This window comes from Pseudomonas tensinigenes, assembly GCF_014268445.2.
Classification (GTDB): domain Bacteria; phylum Pseudomonadota; class Gammaproteobacteria; order Pseudomonadales; family Pseudomonadaceae; genus Aquipseudomonas; species Aquipseudomonas tensinigenes.
Genome location: NZ_CP077089.1, coordinates 6,571,213 through 6,587,893 on the forward strand (window position 1 = coordinate 6,571,213; position 16,681 = coordinate 6,587,893).

Annotated in this window: 17 protein-coding genes; 9 read left to right on the plus strand and 8 right to left on the minus strand. The window is 59.9% G+C overall.

The features are described 5' to 3' along the window. Nucleotides 1–190: 190 nt before the first annotated feature. Both HU718_RS29325 and elbB read left to right on the plus strand, forming a co-directional pair. Entirely contained in the window at nucleotides 191–841 is a 651-nt protein-coding gene (locus HU718_RS29325) for a DedA family protein (RefSeq protein WP_095119857.1), read from the plus strand. A 279-nt stretch (nucleotides 842–1,120) separates the two neighbouring features. Continuing rightward, nucleotides 1,121–1,789: an isoprenoid biosynthesis glyoxalase ElbB gene (gene elbB / locus HU718_RS29330; protein WP_038359087.1), complete on the plus strand. Its 669-nt coding sequence runs from the start codon at nucleotides 1,121–1,123 to the stop codon at nucleotides 1,787–1,789. Between the two features lie 130 nt (nucleotides 1,790–1,919). Here elbB and HU718_RS29335 read toward each other — a convergent pair whose 3' ends face one another. Both HU718_RS29335 and HU718_RS29340 read right to left on the minus strand, forming a co-directional pair. Next, nucleotides 1,920–2,375, minus strand: coding sequence for a YaiI/YqxD family protein (locus HU718_RS29335; protein ID WP_007911138.1), 456 nt, complete (start codon nucleotides 2,373–2,375; stop codon nucleotides 1,920–1,922). A 105-nt stretch (nucleotides 2,376–2,480) separates the two neighbouring features. Continuing rightward, complete coding sequence (locus HU718_RS29340; RefSeq protein ID WP_186613390.1) at nucleotides 2,481–4,376, minus strand: FTR1 family protein; 1,896 nt, start codon at nucleotides 4,374–4,376, stop codon at nucleotides 2,481–2,483. A 189-nt stretch (nucleotides 4,377–4,565) separates the two neighbouring features. On the opposite strand from HU718_RS29340, the gene HU718_RS29345 reads away from it, so the two are divergent. The 5 genes from HU718_RS29345 to HU718_RS29365 all read left to right on the plus strand — a co-directional run bounded on the left by HU718_RS29345 (nucleotide 4,566) and on the right by HU718_RS29365 (nucleotide 9,329). Beyond that, nucleotides 4,566–5,966 carry a COG3014 family protein gene (locus HU718_RS29345; RefSeq protein ID WP_095119855.1) on the plus strand — a complete coding sequence of 467 codons (1,401 nt, stop codon included), beginning with the start codon at nucleotides 4,566–4,568 and terminating at the stop codon, nucleotides 5,964–5,966. Nucleotides 5,967–6,173: 207 nt separating this feature from the next. Beyond that, nucleotides 6,174–7,568: a COG3014 family protein gene (locus HU718_RS29350; RefSeq protein ID WP_150730807.1), complete on the plus strand. Its 1,395-nt coding sequence runs from the start codon at nucleotides 6,174–6,176 to the stop codon at nucleotides 7,566–7,568. 15 nt (nucleotides 7,569–7,583) lie between these two features. Next, complete coding sequence (locus HU718_RS29355; protein ID WP_007911131.1) at nucleotides 7,584–7,958, plus strand: YcfL family putative periplasmic lipoprotein; 375 nt, start codon at nucleotides 7,584–7,586, stop codon at nucleotides 7,956–7,958. 36 nt (nucleotides 7,959–7,994) lie between these two features. Further along, entirely contained in the window at nucleotides 7,995–8,582 is a 588-nt protein-coding gene (lpoB, locus tag HU718_RS29360; protein WP_186613388.1) for a penicillin-binding protein activator LpoB, read from the plus strand. Between the two features lie 3 nt (nucleotides 8,583–8,585). After that, nucleotides 8,586–9,329, plus strand: coding sequence for a penicillin-binding protein activator LpoB (locus HU718_RS29365; protein WP_186613386.1), 744 nt, complete (start codon nucleotides 8,586–8,588; stop codon nucleotides 9,327–9,329). Between the two features lie 114 nt (nucleotides 9,330–9,443). On the opposite strand, the gene rhtB is transcribed toward HU718_RS29365, so the two are convergent. From rhtB to HU718_RS29380, 3 genes are all read right to left on the minus strand, one after another. Continuing rightward, nucleotides 9,444–10,076 (minus strand): homoserine/homoserine lactone efflux protein, encoded by a 633-nt coding sequence (rhtB, locus tag HU718_RS29370; RefSeq protein ID WP_150706303.1) that lies wholly within the window; start codon nucleotides 10,074–10,076, stop codon nucleotides 9,444–9,446. A gap of 156 nt (nucleotides 10,077–10,232) precedes the next feature. Beyond that, entirely contained in the window at nucleotides 10,233–10,814 is a 582-nt protein-coding gene (locus tag HU718_RS29375) for a mechanosensitive ion channel family protein (RefSeq protein WP_016985893.1), read from the minus strand. Continuing rightward, the gene (locus HU718_RS29380) at nucleotides 10,814–12,724 is read right to left on the minus strand and encodes an ATP-binding cassette domain-containing protein (RefSeq protein ID WP_150731369.1); all 1,911 of its coding nucleotides are present in this window, start codon (nucleotides 12,722–12,724) and stop codon (nucleotides 10,814–10,816) included. Before HU718_RS29380 ends, HU718_RS29375 begins: the two co-directional genes overlap by 1 nt. Before the next feature lie 50 nt (nucleotides 12,725–12,774). On the opposite strand from HU718_RS29380, the gene HU718_RS29385 reads away from it, so the two are divergent. Then, the gene (locus HU718_RS29385; RefSeq protein WP_186613384.1) at nucleotides 12,775–13,236 is read left to right on the plus strand and encodes a TIGR02444 family protein; all 462 of its coding nucleotides are present in this window, start codon (nucleotides 12,775–12,777) and stop codon (nucleotides 13,234–13,236) included. On the opposite strand, the gene HU718_RS29390 is transcribed toward HU718_RS29385, so the two are convergent. Further along, nucleotides 13,233–14,456 (minus strand): AlgP family protein, encoded by a 1,224-nt coding sequence (locus HU718_RS29390; RefSeq protein WP_186613382.1) that lies wholly within the window; start codon nucleotides 14,454–14,456, stop codon nucleotides 13,233–13,235. The genes HU718_RS29385 and HU718_RS29390 overlap by 4 nt on opposite strands. Nucleotides 14,457–14,648: 192 nt before the next feature. Between HU718_RS29390 and HU718_RS29395 the strand changes: the two genes are divergently transcribed. Beyond that, a complete protein-coding gene (locus HU718_RS29395) occupies nucleotides 14,649–15,314 on the plus strand; it encodes an FKBP-type peptidyl-prolyl cis-trans isomerase (protein WP_095119846.1) in 666 nt (221 codons plus the stop codon). Nucleotides 15,315–15,372: 58 nt separating this feature from the next. On the opposite strand, the gene HU718_RS29400 is transcribed toward HU718_RS29395, so the two are convergent. Further along, complete coding sequence (locus HU718_RS29400; protein WP_016985889.1) at nucleotides 15,373–15,831, minus strand: Rsd/AlgQ family anti-sigma factor; 459 nt, start codon at nucleotides 15,829–15,831, stop codon at nucleotides 15,373–15,375. Nucleotides 15,832–16,014: 183 nt separating this feature from the next. Next, on the minus strand, nucleotides 16,015–16,566 hold the full coding sequence (locus HU718_RS29405; protein WP_150706298.1) for a disulfide bond formation protein B: 552 nt from the start codon (nucleotides 16,564–16,566) through the stop codon (nucleotides 16,015–16,017). Nucleotides 16,567–16,681: the final 115 nt, after the last annotated feature.

Below are 16,681 nucleotides of genomic sequence, written 5' to 3' on the forward strand. Positions count from 1 at the left end.
GCGCAAACGGGCGAGCGTGACAGTTATAGACGGCCATTATGACGAACAGATGACAGTTATGTGTGCCCCGTGACATGTAGCCGCATTCCATTGTCAGTGTAGGAATTGTTCACGTCGAGACACATTTGGACACTTTCATGAATGTGTCCGAAGGGTTAGGCTGCGCGTTCATTTCGCCAGCACCCAGACAATGCTCCAACAATTTCTGCATGACTTTGGCTACTTTGCCTTGTTCCTCGGCACGTTTTTCGAAGGCGAAACCATTCTGGTGCTCGCGGGCTTCCTCGCGTTCCGTGGATACATGGACATCAATATGGTGGTGGTCGTGGCGTTCTTCGGCAGCTATGCCGGTGATCAGCTGTGGTATTTCCTGGGACGCAAGCACGGACGCAAATTGCTCGCGCGCAAACCGCGCTGGCAGATGATGGGCGACCGCGCGCTGGAGCACATTCGCAAGCATCCGGACATCTGGGTTCTGAGCTTCCGCTTCGTCTATGGCTTGCGCACAGTGATGCCCGTGGCGATCGGCCTGTCGGGTTATCCGCCGGGGCGTTATCTGCTGCTCAACGGCATCGGTGCAGCGATCTGGGCGACCGCGCTGGCCGCTGCGGCTTACCACTTCGGGGCGGTGCTGGAAGGCATGCTCGGCAGTATCAAGAAGTACGAGCTGTGGGTGTTGGGTGCATTTCTGGTGCTGGGCGTTGGCTTGTGGCTGCGCCGTCGTTTCAAGAATGCCCGTCTCGCCAGGCAGGTCTACGCCGACGAGCAAGCCGCAAAAGCTGCACTGCTGAATCAAGCTGAAGTGACCAAACCTGCCGAACCGAAGACGCCAGCCGAGTAACTCGCTGGCGACTGGCGTACAGCCCTGTGCACAGCGCGGGCTGGCCGCCTCTTTCAGTCATTTATCCCCCTCTGCGCTCGCGGACTTCCGTTCGTCAGCGGCGTTCTCACGCCAAAAATCACCCGTTCATCACGCAACAGACTTGCCAAATAATGAACACCCCGCCGTTGTTGCGATCCATGTAGAAAGCGCTCCATGCAGGTGCAGCCGCGACTTGGGCCTATGGCAACGCGCGACAATTTAGTGGACATTTAGCGCCATGAATCTGGAGAGAAACCCATGAGCAAAAAAGTTGCAGTGATCCTGTCCGGCAGTGGCGTGTACGACGGCGCCGAGATCCATGAAAGCGTCATCACCCTGCTGCGCCTCGACCAACGCGGCGCGCAGGTGCAGTGCTTCGCCCCGAACATCGCGCAATTGCATGTGATCAATCACCTGACCGGCGAAGAAATGCCCGAGTCGCGCAACGTCCTGGTGGAATCGGCACGCATTGCCCGAGGCAACATCAAGGACATCCGTGAAGCCGATGTCGACGACTTCGATGCGCTGATCGTGCCGGGTGGGTTTGGTGCGGCGAAGAACCTTTCGAACTTTGCTGTTGAAGGCGCTGGCTGCAGCGTGCAGCCGGAAGTGCTGGCACTGGCCGAGGCGTTTGCCGAAGCGGGCAAACCGGTGGGCCTGATGTGCATCTCGCCGGCATTGGCGGCGAAGATCTATGGCCCAGGCGTAACTTGCACCATCGGCAACGACGCCGACACGGCCACGGCAATGAACAAGATGGGCGCCACCCACGAAGACTGTGCGGTGACGGAGATTATCGAAGACAAGGCGCGCAAACTGGTGACAACCCCGGCTTACATGCTGGCGCAGAACATCAGTGAAGCGGCGTCGGGGATCAATAAACTGGTCGACCGCGTCCTCGAACTGACCCACGAAAACGACGCCTGATCTCCAACTGCGTACAAAACCAAAGGTGGGAGTGAGCCTGCTCGCGAAGGCGGTGTGTCATTCAACTCTATGTTGTCTGATACAACGCATTCGCGAGCAGGCTCGCTCCCACAGAGGATTTGTGTAGGGCTTAAGGTTTGCGCGTCAGTCGAGTGAGGATCCGGTCCAGCGCATTGGCAAACGCTTGTTTCTCGCGATCGCCAAACGGTGCAGGTCCACCGCTCATCTGGCCTTGTTCACGCAGGTCAGTGAACAGATTGCGCACCGCCAGCCGCTCACCCATATTTTGCGCATCGAACTCCTTGCCGCGCGGATCCAGCGCCGCGACGCCCTTCTTCACCAGCCGGTCGGCCAGCGGGATATCGCTGCAAATCACCAGCTCACCCGGTACCGCGTGCTCGACCAGATAGTCGTCTGCTGCATCCGGGCCGCTCGGCACCACGATCAGTTTGACGATGGCCAGCCCCGGCTTGATCTGCGGCTGCCCGGCCACCAGCACCACTTCAAACTGGCGCTTGAGCGCAAACTTCACCACCAGATCCTTCGCCGCCCGTGGGCAGGCGTCGGCATCGATCCATACACGCATTTTTCTAACCTCCAAAAACAATTCGCGAGCAAGCTCACTCCCACAGGTTACGCGTAAACCCTGTGGGAGCGAGCCTGCTCGCGAATGTGAGCGCAGCGAATGCTGTTAAGCGACTACCCGTCGCTTCTCAGCCATCCAACTGCGCCCGTACAACACCACAATCGCCAGAATCGCCACCGCCTGCGCCGTCAACGAATACGCATCGGCATGAATGCCCAGCCAGTCGAATTCAAAGAACGCCACCGGCCGCGTGCCGAAGATCCCGGCTTCCTGCAAGGCCTTCACACCGTGCCCGGCAAACACCACCGACAGCGCACACAGCAGCGCCGCGTTGATGCTGAAGAACAGCGTCAGCGGTAGTTTCGCCGAACCGCGCAGAATCACCCACGCCAGACCCACCAGCAGCACCAGCGCCGTCGCCCCGCCCGCAAGCACCGCGTCATGCCCGGCCGGGCCAGCCTGCAGCCACAGGGTTTCGTAGAACAGGATCACTTCGAACAACTCGCGATACACCGAGAAGAACGCCAGAATCGCGAAACCGAAACGTCCGCCGCCACCGACCAGACTGCTCTTGATGTAATCCTGCCAGGCCGCTGCGTGGCGACGGTCATGCATCCACACACCCAGCCACAAGACCATGACACTGGCGAACAGCGCCGTCGCGCCTTCGAGCAGTTCACGCTGCGAACCACTGACATCGATGACATACGCCGCCAGCGCCCAAGTGCCCAAACCCGCCAGCAGCGCGAGGCCCCAACCGACGTTGACGCTGCGCACCGCCGATTGCTGGCCGGTGTTGCGCAGGAACGCGAGGATCGCCGCCAGCACCAGAATCGCTTCCAGACCTTCGCGCAGCAGAATCAGTAAACCGGAGATGTAGCTCAGCGACCAGCTCAGACCATCGCTGCCAAGCAGGCCGGCAGACTCTTTCAACTTGGCCTTGGCCACGTTCAGGCGCTGCTCGGCCTGCTCGACCGGCAAGCCGTCCTGCAACGATTGCCGATACGCCATCAGCGATTTTTCAGTGTCCTTGCGCACGTTGGCGTCGACGTTATCCAGCGAACTCTCGACCAGTTCGAAGCCTTCCAGATACGCCGCGACCGACAGGTCATAAGCCTGATCGTGTTCGCCGACGCGGTATGCGGCGAGGCTCTTGTCCAGGGTTGCCGCGGTGTAGTCGAGCAACTGCGCCGGGCCACGCTTGACCTGCGGCGGCTGCGCGCGTTGCGCACGGAACGTCGCCGCCGCTTGCGGGCCATCGGCGGCCTGTACCTCGGCCGGTGTCTGGCGAGCCAGATCGGCGATGTTGTAGCTCTTCTCCGACTTGGCCGCCGCCGGATCGGCGCTGAAGCCGGCGATGTAAGTCGCCAGATCCCAACGCTGGCGATCATCGAGCTGATCGGCAAACGCCGGCATGTCGGTGCCTTCGACGCCTTGGCCGAGGGTGTTGTAGATCGCGTACAGGCTCAGGTGATCCAACCGCGCCGCATCACGCAGATTGGCCGGTGCCGGGGTCATGCCGAGTCCCGCCGGGCCGTCACCCGCGCCGCTGTCACCGTGGCACACCGAGCAATTCTGCGCATAGAGCGGTGCGCCGCGGGTCGGATCCGGAGTGATGATCGGTGCCTGGCTGACTTCATACGCCACCGCCAGTTGCGCGCCCAGTTGCCGCGCCTGACGGGCCACTTCGGCGCCGTCCTGCTTCGCGGTGATCGCTGTTTTCAATGCGCTGACACCTTGCTCCAACGCAGCTTTTTCAGGCTTGGCCGGCATGCCGGCGATCAAGCCTTGCAGCGCTTGGGTGAACTCCAGTTGCTCGCGATATTCGGAGTCATCGACCACCTTGCCTGCGGCTACCGTCGGCGGGTAGTCGGCGCTGATGTAGTCGAGCAGGTGCAGCGCTTGCGGTGCGCCTTCCACGGTATCGGCCAGCAGATTGAAGCTGCTCAGGGCAAACAGCGGGAACACCAGCCAGGCCAGAAAACGGGACGAGGCAGTCATGGAGGATTCTCAAATGGAAATGCGAAGTTACATATTGTTCACTTCGAACGCGTTTCCCTCAAGCTTTGTCGACGTAGCGCCACACATGACGCGAGCCATCGGCCTACAAAAATGCCACATCACTTAGCCACTATTGCACCCTATACTGCGCGACCTGTCGCATTTCCCGCTCAAGGATGAACCCCTTTCATGCGCCATCGCTTGCACTTGCCCCTGTTGATCGCCGCCGTTGTGCACCTGAGCGGCTGCGGTGCGTATCGCAATTACGATCTGGAACTGCAACAGACCACCGATCAGTTCAAGGCCGGCAACATCGACAGCACCCTGTCCGTGATCGAGGCGAACAACCCGGCTGCGGAAAAAGACCTGCTCTACTATTTCGAAAAGGGCACTGTACTGAGTGCCGGCGGCGAGTTTGCGCAGAGCCAGACAACCTGGCGCAGCGCCGAGCAGATGATCATCGAGCGCCAAGACACCATTGAAACCACCGGCGACAAGTTGCTCGCCGCCATGGGCGATCACTGGGGCAGCATCATCAATGACAAGCTGCGCCGCTACGATGGCTACGACTACGAAAAAGTCATGCTGACCACGCAAATGGCCCTCAACCAACTGGCCATGAATGACTTTGACGGTGCTCGCGCCGACATCAAGAAAACCCACGAGCGCGAAGCGCTTATAGCCCGCCAGCGGGAGCTGGAATACGAGCGTGTCGAAGAAGCGGCCAAGGCCCAGGGCGCGCGCGTGCATTACAAGGATCTGCAGGGTTACCCCGTGGTAATGCTCGAATCGCCTGCGGTGATTGCTCTGAAAAACGGTTACCAAAGTGCATTCAGTCACTATCTCGCCGGCTTCACTTACGAAGCGCTGGGCGAGAAAGATCTGGCAGCGCCCGGCTATCGTCAGGCAATAGAACTGCGCCCGGACATGGCGTTTTTCCAACAGGCATTGCGCGACCTCGACAGCCCTGGCTTGAAGGCAGACGAAAGCGATGTGCTGATCATCGTGCAGAGCGGCCTGGCGCCGGCCCGCAGTTCCGTGCGCGTGCCCTACCCGGTGAAGCTCGCGGACGGGCAAGTCATCGTCGCCAATGTTTCGTTTCCCGTGATGGTGCCCGACACCTCGACCCCGGCATTCAATCAAGTGGCCATTGATGGTCGACAGAAAAAGCTGATTGCGGTCAACAGCATTACCGACATGTCCCTGCGCACCCTGCGTGACGACATGCCGGGCATTATCCAGCGCACAACCTATCGGGCATTTCTGGCGGCCGATGTTCAGGCTACGGACAATCGACGCGATCCGAGCAAAGCCTCCTACGTCACGCACTGGGATGGCTTCGAGCAGGCCGACACCCGCACCTGGCGCACCCTGCCCAACCTCACCCAGGTCGTGCGCCTGCGCCTGAAAAAAGGTGACCACCTGATCAGCCTGCCTAACGCGTCCGGGGCTGCGCCACTGAAAATCCGTATCGACCAGAACCGCCAGGTTATCGGCCTGCGTGCCTTGGGTGATCGGGTGTTTGCCAATGGCAGCGCATTTCAGTCGGATGGGGCGCCGGCAAAGAGCGTGGTATCCAACCTGAAATAAGTAATGGCACCAAACTAACAAGTGCGATTAAAAAGCTATTACATAGCCAGCACCGCCTGCTTATAATGCCGCGCCCGCGTTATTGCGATCGGGCATTAAAGCTCCTCAGGTTATGAGGAATTGGCAGGAGGCCAACGCCACTGTCGATGGGTCACACCAGCCCGACCAGCATTCGCGGCTGTTTTACTCCAGGGAAGAAGTACCCCCATGGCATTCCGCGCCCCCACCTTGATCGCGCTCAGCGCCGTCACTCTGCTGTCCGGCTGTTCGGCGTTTCGCAACTACGACTCCGAACTGGCACAGACCAACCAGCAACTGGCCTCCGGCAACGTCGACGCCGCGCTGACTCTGCTGGAAAAGAACAACACCGGCCCAGACAAAGACCTGCTCTATTACTTCGAGAAAGGTGAGTTGCTGCGCGCCAAGGGTGACCTCTCCGGCAGCCAGAATGCCTGGAGCAGCGCCGATGGGGTGGTCGGTCAGTGGGAAGACGCCGTCAAGCTCGACACCGGGAAGTACCTGGCCCAGTTCGGCAGCTTCATCGTCAACGACAAAGTGCGTCGCTACGAAGGCTACGACTACGAAAAAGTCATGCTGACCACGCAGATGGCCCTGAATCTGCTGGCGGTCAATGACTTCGACGGTGCGCGTACCGCGATCAAGAAGACTCACGAACGTGAAGCGGTGATCGCCGAGTTGCGTGACAAGGAATACCTCAAGAGCGAAGAAGAGGCCGAGAAAGAAGGCATCAAGACGCAGTACAAAGACCTGCAGGGCTATCCGGTCGCCAGTCTCGACGCGCCGGAAGTGGTCGGTCTGAAAAACAGCTACCAGAGTGCGTTCAGCCATTACCTGTCCGGTTTCGTCTATGAAGCCCTGGGCGAAAAAGGCCTGGCTGCACCGGGCTACCGCAAGGCCGCCGAACTGCGTCCGAACACGCCGCTGCTGGAGCAGGCGCTGGTCAATCTCGACAAGCCGAGCAAGTCCGACGACAGCGACATCCTCATCGTTGTCCAGAGCGGTCTGGCCCCGGCCCGTGACTCGATCCGAGTGCCGTTGCCATTGCCGATCTCCAACAACGTGGTGATCACACCGTTGTCGTTCCCGATCATCAAGCCTGACACCTCCACGGCGACTTTCGCGCAGATCGGCGTCGACGGTCAGCAGGTCGATCTGACCGCGCTCAACAGCACCACCGCGATGTCCCGCCGCGCCCTGCGCGACGATATGCCGGGAATCATTGTGCGCACCACCGTGCGGGCGATCACCAAGGGTGTAGCGCAGAAGCAGATCAACGAAACCAACCCGCTGGCCGGTCTGGCCGTCGGTATCTCTTCAGCTGTGCTCGAAGGTGCCGATACCCGTACGTGGCGCACCCTGCCGGATTACACCCAAGTGGTGCGTCTGCGTCTGAAAAAGGGTGAGCATCAGGTTACCCTGCCAAGCGCCGTCGGCGGTTCAGTGGTCAAGGTCACTGTCGATCAGCGTTATCAAGTGATCACTCTGCGCGCCGTGGGCAACCAGGTGTTCGCCGGTGGCCTCGCCGCACACGTCATCCCGAGCGCCAGCGCGACCAACGTCGCCAGCCTCAAACAACCTTAAGAACGGAGTCTTTGCATGCGCTTCAAACTCATCGCCGTCGCCGCCCTCGCCTTGTTGGCGAGCGGCTGCGCCACCCCGCCACCGCCAGAGCCGGGCAGCGCCGCGAGCAAAGTCGTGGCCATGGGTCCGCAGAAACACATCGTCGTCGGCGCCATGCGCGTCGCTCGCGAAAATGGTTTCATGACGGTCAATGTGCAGTTGAGCAACACCCTCAACAGCAACAAGATTTTCTACTACCGCTTCGCCTGGCTCGGCGCGGAAGGTTTCCCGATCGCCGAAGAAGAAGTGTGGAAAAGCCAAATGATGTACGGCGCCCAGACCAGCTTCATTCAAGGCATCGCCCCGACCCCGAAAGCCGTGGACTTCCGTCTGGAAATCAAGACGCCGTAAGCCTGCCACCCTATTCCTGATTTAGAGAGCATTCCCATGTTTGCACGCTTTTCCTGCATCGCCGTTATCGCCCTGCTGGCCTCCGGTTGCGCCAACACTTCGCCGACCCTGGGCAGCAAGAACATCAGCTACGGCGACACCAAAGCGGTTGAAACCGTGACCAACGAATTCGGTTCGACCGACCTGCAAATGATCGCCGAGTCGATGACCCGCTCGCTGGCTCAGTCCGGCATCCTGCAGGGCCGTCCGGTGGTTCAGGTCTACGACGTGAAGAACAAGACCAGCGAGTACATCGATACGCGCGAAATCACCACCAGCATCAAGACTCAGTTGATGAAGACTGGCGTAGCGCGCTTCGCCAGCGACAACAACGCAATGCAAAGCCAGGTTGACCAGCTCAAGCTGCAAAACCAGAGCGGTCTGTACAAGAAAAGCACCGTGGCCAAGACTGGCAACATGGTTGCCGCCAAGTACCGCATCGAAGGTTCGATCAGCTCGATCGTCAAGCGCAGCAGCGACTACAAGGACGTCTTCTACAAATTCAGCCTGCAACTGATCGACGTTGAAAGCGGTCTGGCCGAGTGGATGGACGAAAAAGATATCCGCAAAACCACGGAGCGTTAATTGATGCGCGCATGGATTGGCATGATGGCCCTGGCTTGCGCGTTCAGCGCGCAAGCGGCCCCAAAAGTCGCGGTGACGGATCTGGCTTACCAGGAACGTGTGGAGCAATACATCCACATCGTTTCGGCCCAGAGCAATCATCGCGAGGGTTACTACAGCTCCAGTGGCTCTTCGAGCTACAACGAGATTGAAGCAACGACCAGCTACATCGAACAGACCGAGCTGCGCAAATTCACTGGCGACATCAAGGGTGAAATTCTGCGTACCGGCATGTTCCAGCTGGTGCAGGGCACGCCGTACACCGCGTCGTCCAAGGGTGACGTCTACGACGTGATCAAGCGCATCAAGGCCGGCAACTTCAAAGGCGCCGACTATGTGCTGTTCGGCACTGTTTCGGACATCGACTTCACCCAGGACATCAACGAGCTGGCGAACACCGACAGCTATTCGGCGGTGCTGGGCCTGACGCTGGTGGCGGACTTCAGCCTGATCAACACCAAGACCTTCGAAATCACCTCGGCCTTCACGGCGATGGGTGAAGCGCAGGACACCAAACTGGTGAACCACCGCGACATCAAGATCTCGCTGAACCGTCCTCGGGTGGTGCGTGACGTGTCCAAGGCCTTGGGTGAAGACGTGGCCGGGCAACTGAGCATGCAGCTCGGTGGCGGCGGTTACGAGCAGCCGCGCGAAGCACCGCAGCGCAACAATCTGCCGCGTGATACCGCGCCGGTGATTTTGCGCTGATGACTGGCCCCTGATCTTTCCCATGCACCGCGTGGGAATGCATCCCGGAACGCTCCGCGTTTCAGCCACAAAAAAGGCGACCCGCAAAGGTCGCCTTTTTTCTGCCTGCGATGTTTACGCCGCCGCTTTACGCAACGTCGCCATAAACGCCGCGGCACCGATGAACAGCCCGGCAAACGTGCGGTTCATGCGCTTCTGCTGCTGCGGTGTGCGCAACAGACGCAACACCTTCGACGCCAGACCGGTGTAGCCGGCCATCACGATCAGGTCGACGCAGACCATGGTCACGCCAATCACCAGATATTGAATCAGCAACGGCGCATGCGGGTTGATGAACTGCGGCAGCACCGCGAGCATGAAGACCAAAGCCTTGGGGTTGCTGATGTTCACCAGAAAGCCACGGAATATTAGCGCCAGCGGTTTGCCGATCGGCCGCACCGCCGCGTCATCACTCATGTCCATGGGCTCTGCGCGCCATTGCTTGATGGCCAGATACACGAGGTAAGCCACACCAAACCATTTGATCGCGTGGAAGGCCGTTGCCGAAGCGGTCAGGATCGCGCCAACACCGGCGCCGACAATCGCGATTTGCACCGCCAGGCCAATCTGCAGGCCGAGGGCGTTCCAGTAACCGCGCCAGAAACCGTATTGCAGACCGCTGGACATCGACGCAATGGCGCCAGCACCCGGAGACAGACTGATCACCCAGCAGGCGGCAAAAAACGCCAGCCATGTTTGAAGCTCCATCGCACACCTCGCATCTGAATCGTGACAGACGCTCAAGCTAATGCGGATTGGGGCTAAAAGCAAAAGATCGCAGCCTGCGGCAGCTCCTACACGGGATTGACGTTCACCCTGTAGGAGCTGCCGAAGGCTGCGATCTTTTGATCTTGCTTGGAAAATCTACTTCTCGAATCCGCTGGAAGGAAACACATCCGTCCCGCGCCAACGCCGCACCGAGCGCTGGAAGAACAGACTGTTGGGCACTTGCACCATGGCGCTGCCAGTCCCCAGCTCTTCAGCCTCGATCAACGTGGTGTAGAGCAGATTGATCGCCACCACCCGGCCTTTGACGCCCGGCTTGTCCGTGGTGTCCACCAGCTCAACGATATCGCCCAGCCGAAACGGCCCGACCGTGAAGATCAGAATCGCGCAGAGCAAATTCGACAACACACTCCACATCGCGAAGAACGCCACCGCTGCCACCGCAACGAAACCCGACAGCGCCGTCCACAACACCGTGGCCGAGACACCGAGGCGCTCCAATACGAAGATCAGCGCGCTGCCCATGATCAACCAACGCAGCACGCCACGCAGCGGCATCAGCAACTGCGGCGGGAACGGATAGCGCTCGCCCAACCGGGTCAGGCCTTTGGCGACGAAGCGCTGGGTGAGATAGCCGGCCAGCAGGATCAGCAGAATCTGCACCGTAAACCAGATCGGCTCGACCCACACCGCCGGCAGCGGCAGCTTGAACGCTTCCATCAGGACAGCGCCTCCAGCTCCGCCTGCATGCTTTCCAGCACCTCGAGGGCTTCCATCCACGCTTCTTCCAACTCGCCTTCGCGAACCTTCAGTTTGGCCTGCTCGGCCAACAGATCGCGTAATTCGTTCTTGCGCGCTGGCTCGTAGATGTCGCTGTCGCCAAGGCTCGCATCGACCTTGGCGAGTTTCTCGTGGAGCTTGCCCAGTTCGGCTTCGAGCTTGTCGGCTTCACGCTTGTGCGGGGCCAGTTGCTGACGCAACGCGGCGGCCGCCTGACGCTGAGCCTTCTTGTCGGTCTTGTCCGGATTGACCGGGGTGTTGCTGACCGGCGCGTTGCGCTGGCGGTATTCCACCAGCCAGCGTGCGTAGTCTTCGAGGTCGCCATCGAACTCTTCGACCTTGCCGTCAGCGACCAGGTAGAAATTGTCGGTGGTGCTCTTGAGCAAATGCCGATCGTGAGACACCACCAGCACCGCGCCGCTGAATTCCTGCAGCGCCATGGTCAGCGCCAGGCGCATTTCCAGATCGAGGTGGTTGGTCGGTTCGTCGAGCAGCAACAGGTTCGGACGTTCCCAAGCGATCAGCGCCAAGGCCAGACGCGCCTTTTCGCCACCGGAGAAATTCAGTACCGGCTCATCGATGCGCGCGCCACGGAAGTCGAAACCACCGAGGAAATCACGCAGGGTCTGCTCGCGTTCGGTCGGCGCCAGACGCTGCATGTGCAACAACGGGCTGGCCTTGGAATCCAACGAGTCGAGTTGATGTTGAGCGAAATAGCCGACCACGGTGTTCTCGCCACGGGTCAGGCGCCCGGCGATCGGTGACAGTTCGCCGGCGAGGTTCTTGATCAGTGTCGATTTACCCGCGCCGTTCGGGCCAAGCAGGCCGATCCGCGCACCCGGGGTCAGTTGCAGCTTGACCTTCTCGAGGATGGTTTTTTCGCCGTAACCCAAGCTGGCATCGGACAGGTCGATCAGCGGGCTGGAGATCTTGGTCGACTCGCGGAAGACGAAATCGAACGGTGAATCAACGTGGGCCGCCGACAACTCTTCCATCCGTTCCAAGGCTTTGATCCGGCTCTGCGCCTGACGGGCCTTGGTCGCTTGCGCCTTGAAGCGGGCGATGTAGCTTTCCATGTGCGCACGTTGCGCCTGCTGCTTCTCGTAGGCCTGTTGCTGCTGGGCCAGACGTTCGGCACGGGCGCGCTCGAACGCGGTGTAGCCGCCGCGATACAAGGTGATTTTGCGCTGATCGACGTGGGCCACGTGATCGACGACTTCGTCGAGGAAATCGCGGTCGTGGGAGATCAGCAGCAAGGTGCCCGGATAGCTTTTCAGCCAATCTTCGAGCCAGATGATTGCGTCGAGGTCCAAGTGGTTGGTCGGTTCGTCGAGCAACAACAGGTCCGACGGGCACATTAATGCCTGCGCCAGGTTCAGACGCATCCGCCAGCCGCCGGAGAAATCCCCGACCTGACGATCCATCTGCTCGTTGGTGAAACCGAGACCGGCCAGCAGCTTGCGCGCCCGCGCATCGGCGGTGTAACCGTCGGCGCTGTCGAGTTCGGAATGCAGACGGGCCTGAGCGGCACCGTCGTGCGCCGCTTCGGCGGCGGCGAGGTCACGTTGCACCTCACGTAGACGCAAGTCGCCATCGAGCACATAGTCGACGGCAAGGCGCTCAAGCGTCTCGATTTCCTGGCGCATGTGGGCGATGCGCCAGTCAGCCGGCAGGAAGCAATCACCCGAGTCGGGGTGCAGCTCACCCCGAATCAGGGCAAACAGGCTCGATTTGCCGGCGCCGTTGGCACCGATGAGGCCGGCTTTGTGGCCGGCGTGCAGGGTCAGCTCGGCGTCTTCTAGCAGACGTTGCGGGCCACGCTGTAAAGTCAGGTTCTGAAGTCGGATCATAATGGCGGCGGAGTCTACCAGCTTCGCTCACAACTGGCGCGAGTAGCACGATGTCCTCTGACCTGTGGAGCTTTTCCCTTGCCACCTACGCCCGACCGGGCGTGGAAGATGCTTGTCTGCAACTGCAAACGGCGGGCGCGAATGTGTGCCTGCTGCTGTGTGGTTTGTGGCTGGAACAACGCGGGGTGACTTGCGATGAACAACGCGTAAGGCAGCTTCAGGCGCTGACCGGTCAGTGGGATATCGAGGTGGTGCAGCCGCTGCGAACCCTGCGCATGCAATGGAAAGCGCGGGCGGTGGATGACGCGGTTTTGAAAGGCATGCGCGAGCAGATCAAATCACTGGAGCTGGAAGCTGAGCGAGCGTTGCTGTCACGGCTTGAGGGTGTGGCGCAGGAGTGGATGGAAAACGACGCAGGCTCGGAAACCTGGCTGGAAGAATTGGCCGGCACGGCAGCCAGCCCGAACCGCGACGCGCTGCAAGTGCTGCGCGTCGCGGCAACCGACACTTAGGAAGCGCTGGTTGGGTTGTTGCTGGTGCTCGACACAGCGGCTGGCGATGGCGCAGTCGATGGCGTCGAGGTAGTCGCGGCTGGAGCAGCTGCCGATGGCGCAGCCGACGCTGCCGGTGCGGCAGGCTTAGCGGCAGGCGCGGTAGCCGGTTTAGCGGCAGCTGGTTTGGCAGCGGCTGGTTTGGCAGCGGCTGGCTTTTTAACGGCTGGTTTTGCAGCTGGTTTTGCAGCTGGCTTGGCGGCTGGTTTTGCAGCAACAGGTTTGGCAGCAGCATTCGCTGGCTTGGCAGCAGCGGCCGGTTTAGCGGCTGGCTTGGCTGCCGGTTTGGCGGCGGCATTCACGGCTGGCTTGGCAGCAGCTTTTGCTGGTGCTTTTGCAGCTGGTTTGGCGGCAGCTGGTTTAGCGACAGTCTTGGCAGCTGGTTTTGCAGCAGCAGTTTTAGCAGCAGGTTTTGCGGCAGCTTTGGCAGCAGGTTTAGCTGCGGCGGTTTTCGCTGGAGCAGCTTTTGCTGCAGCTGGTTTGGCGGCTGGTTTTGCAGCGGCGGCACGGGTAGCCGGCTTGGCAGCGGCAGTACGCGCAGCAGGTTTTGCCGCCGTGGTTTTAACCGCTGGTTTTGCAGCGCTCGCCGCAGCAGGTTTCTTCGCTGCAGGTTTTGCGGCCGCTTTGGCAGCTGGTTTTGCAGCGGCTTTTACCGGTGTTTTTGCAGCTGGCTTGGCAGCGGTTTTAGCAGCAGGCTTGGCCGCTGCGGTTTTCGCTGGAGCTTTTGCAGCAGCAGGTTTGGCTGCAGCTTTCTTCGCCGGTGCCGCTGCCGGTTTGGCTGCGCGGGTGGACAATACTTTGCCCACGGCTTCTTGAACGCGACCAACACCCTGAGCCAGTTTCAGGCTTTCCTGGGCATCGCGCTTGAGTTGCAGAATGTAGCTGCGAGTGTCGGACTGACGATCCTTCAAGGCATCGAGCAGGTCTTCCAGTTCTTTCACGGCGCCTTTGGCTTTGGTCTGTGCCTTGGCTTTGCCGGCGGCAGCTGCGTCCTGCAATTTGGTGCGGGACTTGTGCAGTTTTTCTTGCGCCTTGCCGCGTTGCTTTTCCAGTTTGGCGAGCAGTTTTTCAGCATCAGCCAAAGCTTGAGAGCAAGCGTTTTCCAGATGCTCGAGCAAGCTGCCCGAGAGTTGTTGGAGTAAGTGCAACGGAGTATTTACAGGCTTCTTGGTGGCCGACATGGTTTACCTCCTGGCTGACGTGAGTGCGGCTCATACTAGACCTCTGCAGTTACCGCCGCTAGGGCATCTTGACAGTATCGATTGCGTTGCGTTGCACCGAATCGAAAATGTTCTGCGCGAAGTCAAAAGCAGTTCACCGTTGGCGACGTTCGCGCTGGCATAATCCACCCCATCTCAGGACGGAGAGTGCCCATGTCGCGCTACTTTTTTTTATCCCTCTGGATGATTTTTTCGGCCGCTCATGCGGACGAAAAAACCACCGCGAATGATGCTCACGATCTGGCCTACAGCCTCGGTGCCAGCCTCGGTGAACGGCTGCGCCAGGAAGTCCCGCAATTGCAGATTCAAGCGTTGGTCGACGGCTTGCAGCAAGCCTATCAAGGCAAGCCGCTGGCATTGAGCGAGGCCCGCATCGAGCAGATTCTGGCCGATCACGAATCGCAGAATGCCGAACACTCGGCACAGCCTTCGAGCGACGCGGCGATGGAAAACGAACAGCGTTTTCTCACCGCTGAAAAAGCCAAACCAGGCGTGAAGGAACTGGCCGACGGCATCCTGCTCACCGAGCTGACGCCTGGCACCGGCACCAAGGCCGGGCCTGACGGAAAGGTGCAGGTGCTGTATGTCGGGCGACTACCCGACGGGACAGTGTTCGATCAGAACACTCAGCCGCAATGGTTCAATCTCGACAGTGTGATTGCCGGGTGGCGCACTGCGTTGCAGAACATGCCGGTGGGCGCGAAATGGCGTCTGGTGATTCCATCGGATCAGGCCTATGGCGCCGACGGTGCCGGCGACTTGATCGCACCGTTCACACCGCTGGTGTTCGAAGTCGAATTGCGTGGTGCGACCAGTTGATCGGGCAACAAAAAACGGTGCGCTTGGGGGCGCACCGTTTTTTTGATCAGGGTTCGGATCAGGCCTGAACCGGATCCTCTTCCTTGTGTGCTGTGTGCAGCACTTCAATCAGGCAGTCTTCGAGTTCGAAGCGCTCGTGCAACAGGCCACCGAGTTCCTTGAACTTCTCGGCTACGCACTTGCCTTCATCGCACAGATCGTTGAAGGCGAGCAGCTTCTCGGTGATGACGTCGATGCGCGGATAGATCGTCTCGGCGAGCTCCAGACCGCGCTTGTCGTTGAACGCCTTGGCTTCGCCAGTCAGCTGTTCATAGATTTCGAAGTGCCCGGCCGATACATAATCGACCAACACACCGCAGAATTCCTGCAAGGGCTTGCGGCTCTCGGACAGCGACTCAGGCTGTGCGCCGAGCTTGTCGTAGGCGCCGATCAGCTCTTCACGCTCCTGCAACCAGCGGTCGATCAGCAGATGAACTCCACCCCAGCGTTCCTGAGCATTCTGACAACTTTCGAGCATGGCGATCTCTCTTCCCTTGTGGGTCATGCTGCTCTACACCCGCGCCCCTCTTTTGATTTTGACTTGGGGGACGGCCGGGCAGAGCGTCATCGAGCAACATAAATCCAATGACACGTGCGGGCCAGATTATGCCCGCACGCCTATGGCTTCAAGGTACGCAGGAGATAAAGTTCATACAAGTGTTTAATCCCGCAGCAGCTGCCGGTGCGACGCTTCGCCGCTGAGCGGGCGTTGCAGAGCACTCCAGACCAGCCGTAACAATTGATATACCGCCAGTATCGATACCGCGACAAAGAACAACAGGCTCCACTCCGGGATGCTCAGGTCGAACAGCGTCCAGGATATTTCCGCGCAATCGGTGCCGCCGCTAAACATCCTTTGCAAGGCGCAGATCCAAGGCAGACCACTGAACAATGTCTCGGGGTGCGGGGTACATTTGAGCAGTTGCAGCATCGGGTCACTCTGTATCAATACCTGTCGCCAGGCAGCCGTAGTGCCGCCCAGGCTCGCGACCAGCGTCAACAGCCAGTAGAACCACAAACCGACACGCCCGGGGCCGTGCACCGCTGCCATGCCACTGGACACGCACAGCAGCGTGAGGAACAGGCGCTGCACCAGACACAGGCTGCACGGCGTCAGACCGACAGCATATTCAAGATAATAGGAAGCTCCCAGAGCAAAGGCCCCCGCAGTGAAAGCCATGAAGAACAAGGAGCGTGAGCAGGCCAACGACATGGCTTTTCCGTAACAGTAGAGACAGACGGTTACGGTAGAGGAAAGCGTGTCAGCCTTTCAAGGCGAGGCCCTGCCGACAGTTCACCAGAGGTGTAGGGAAAACCCGACAGATTCA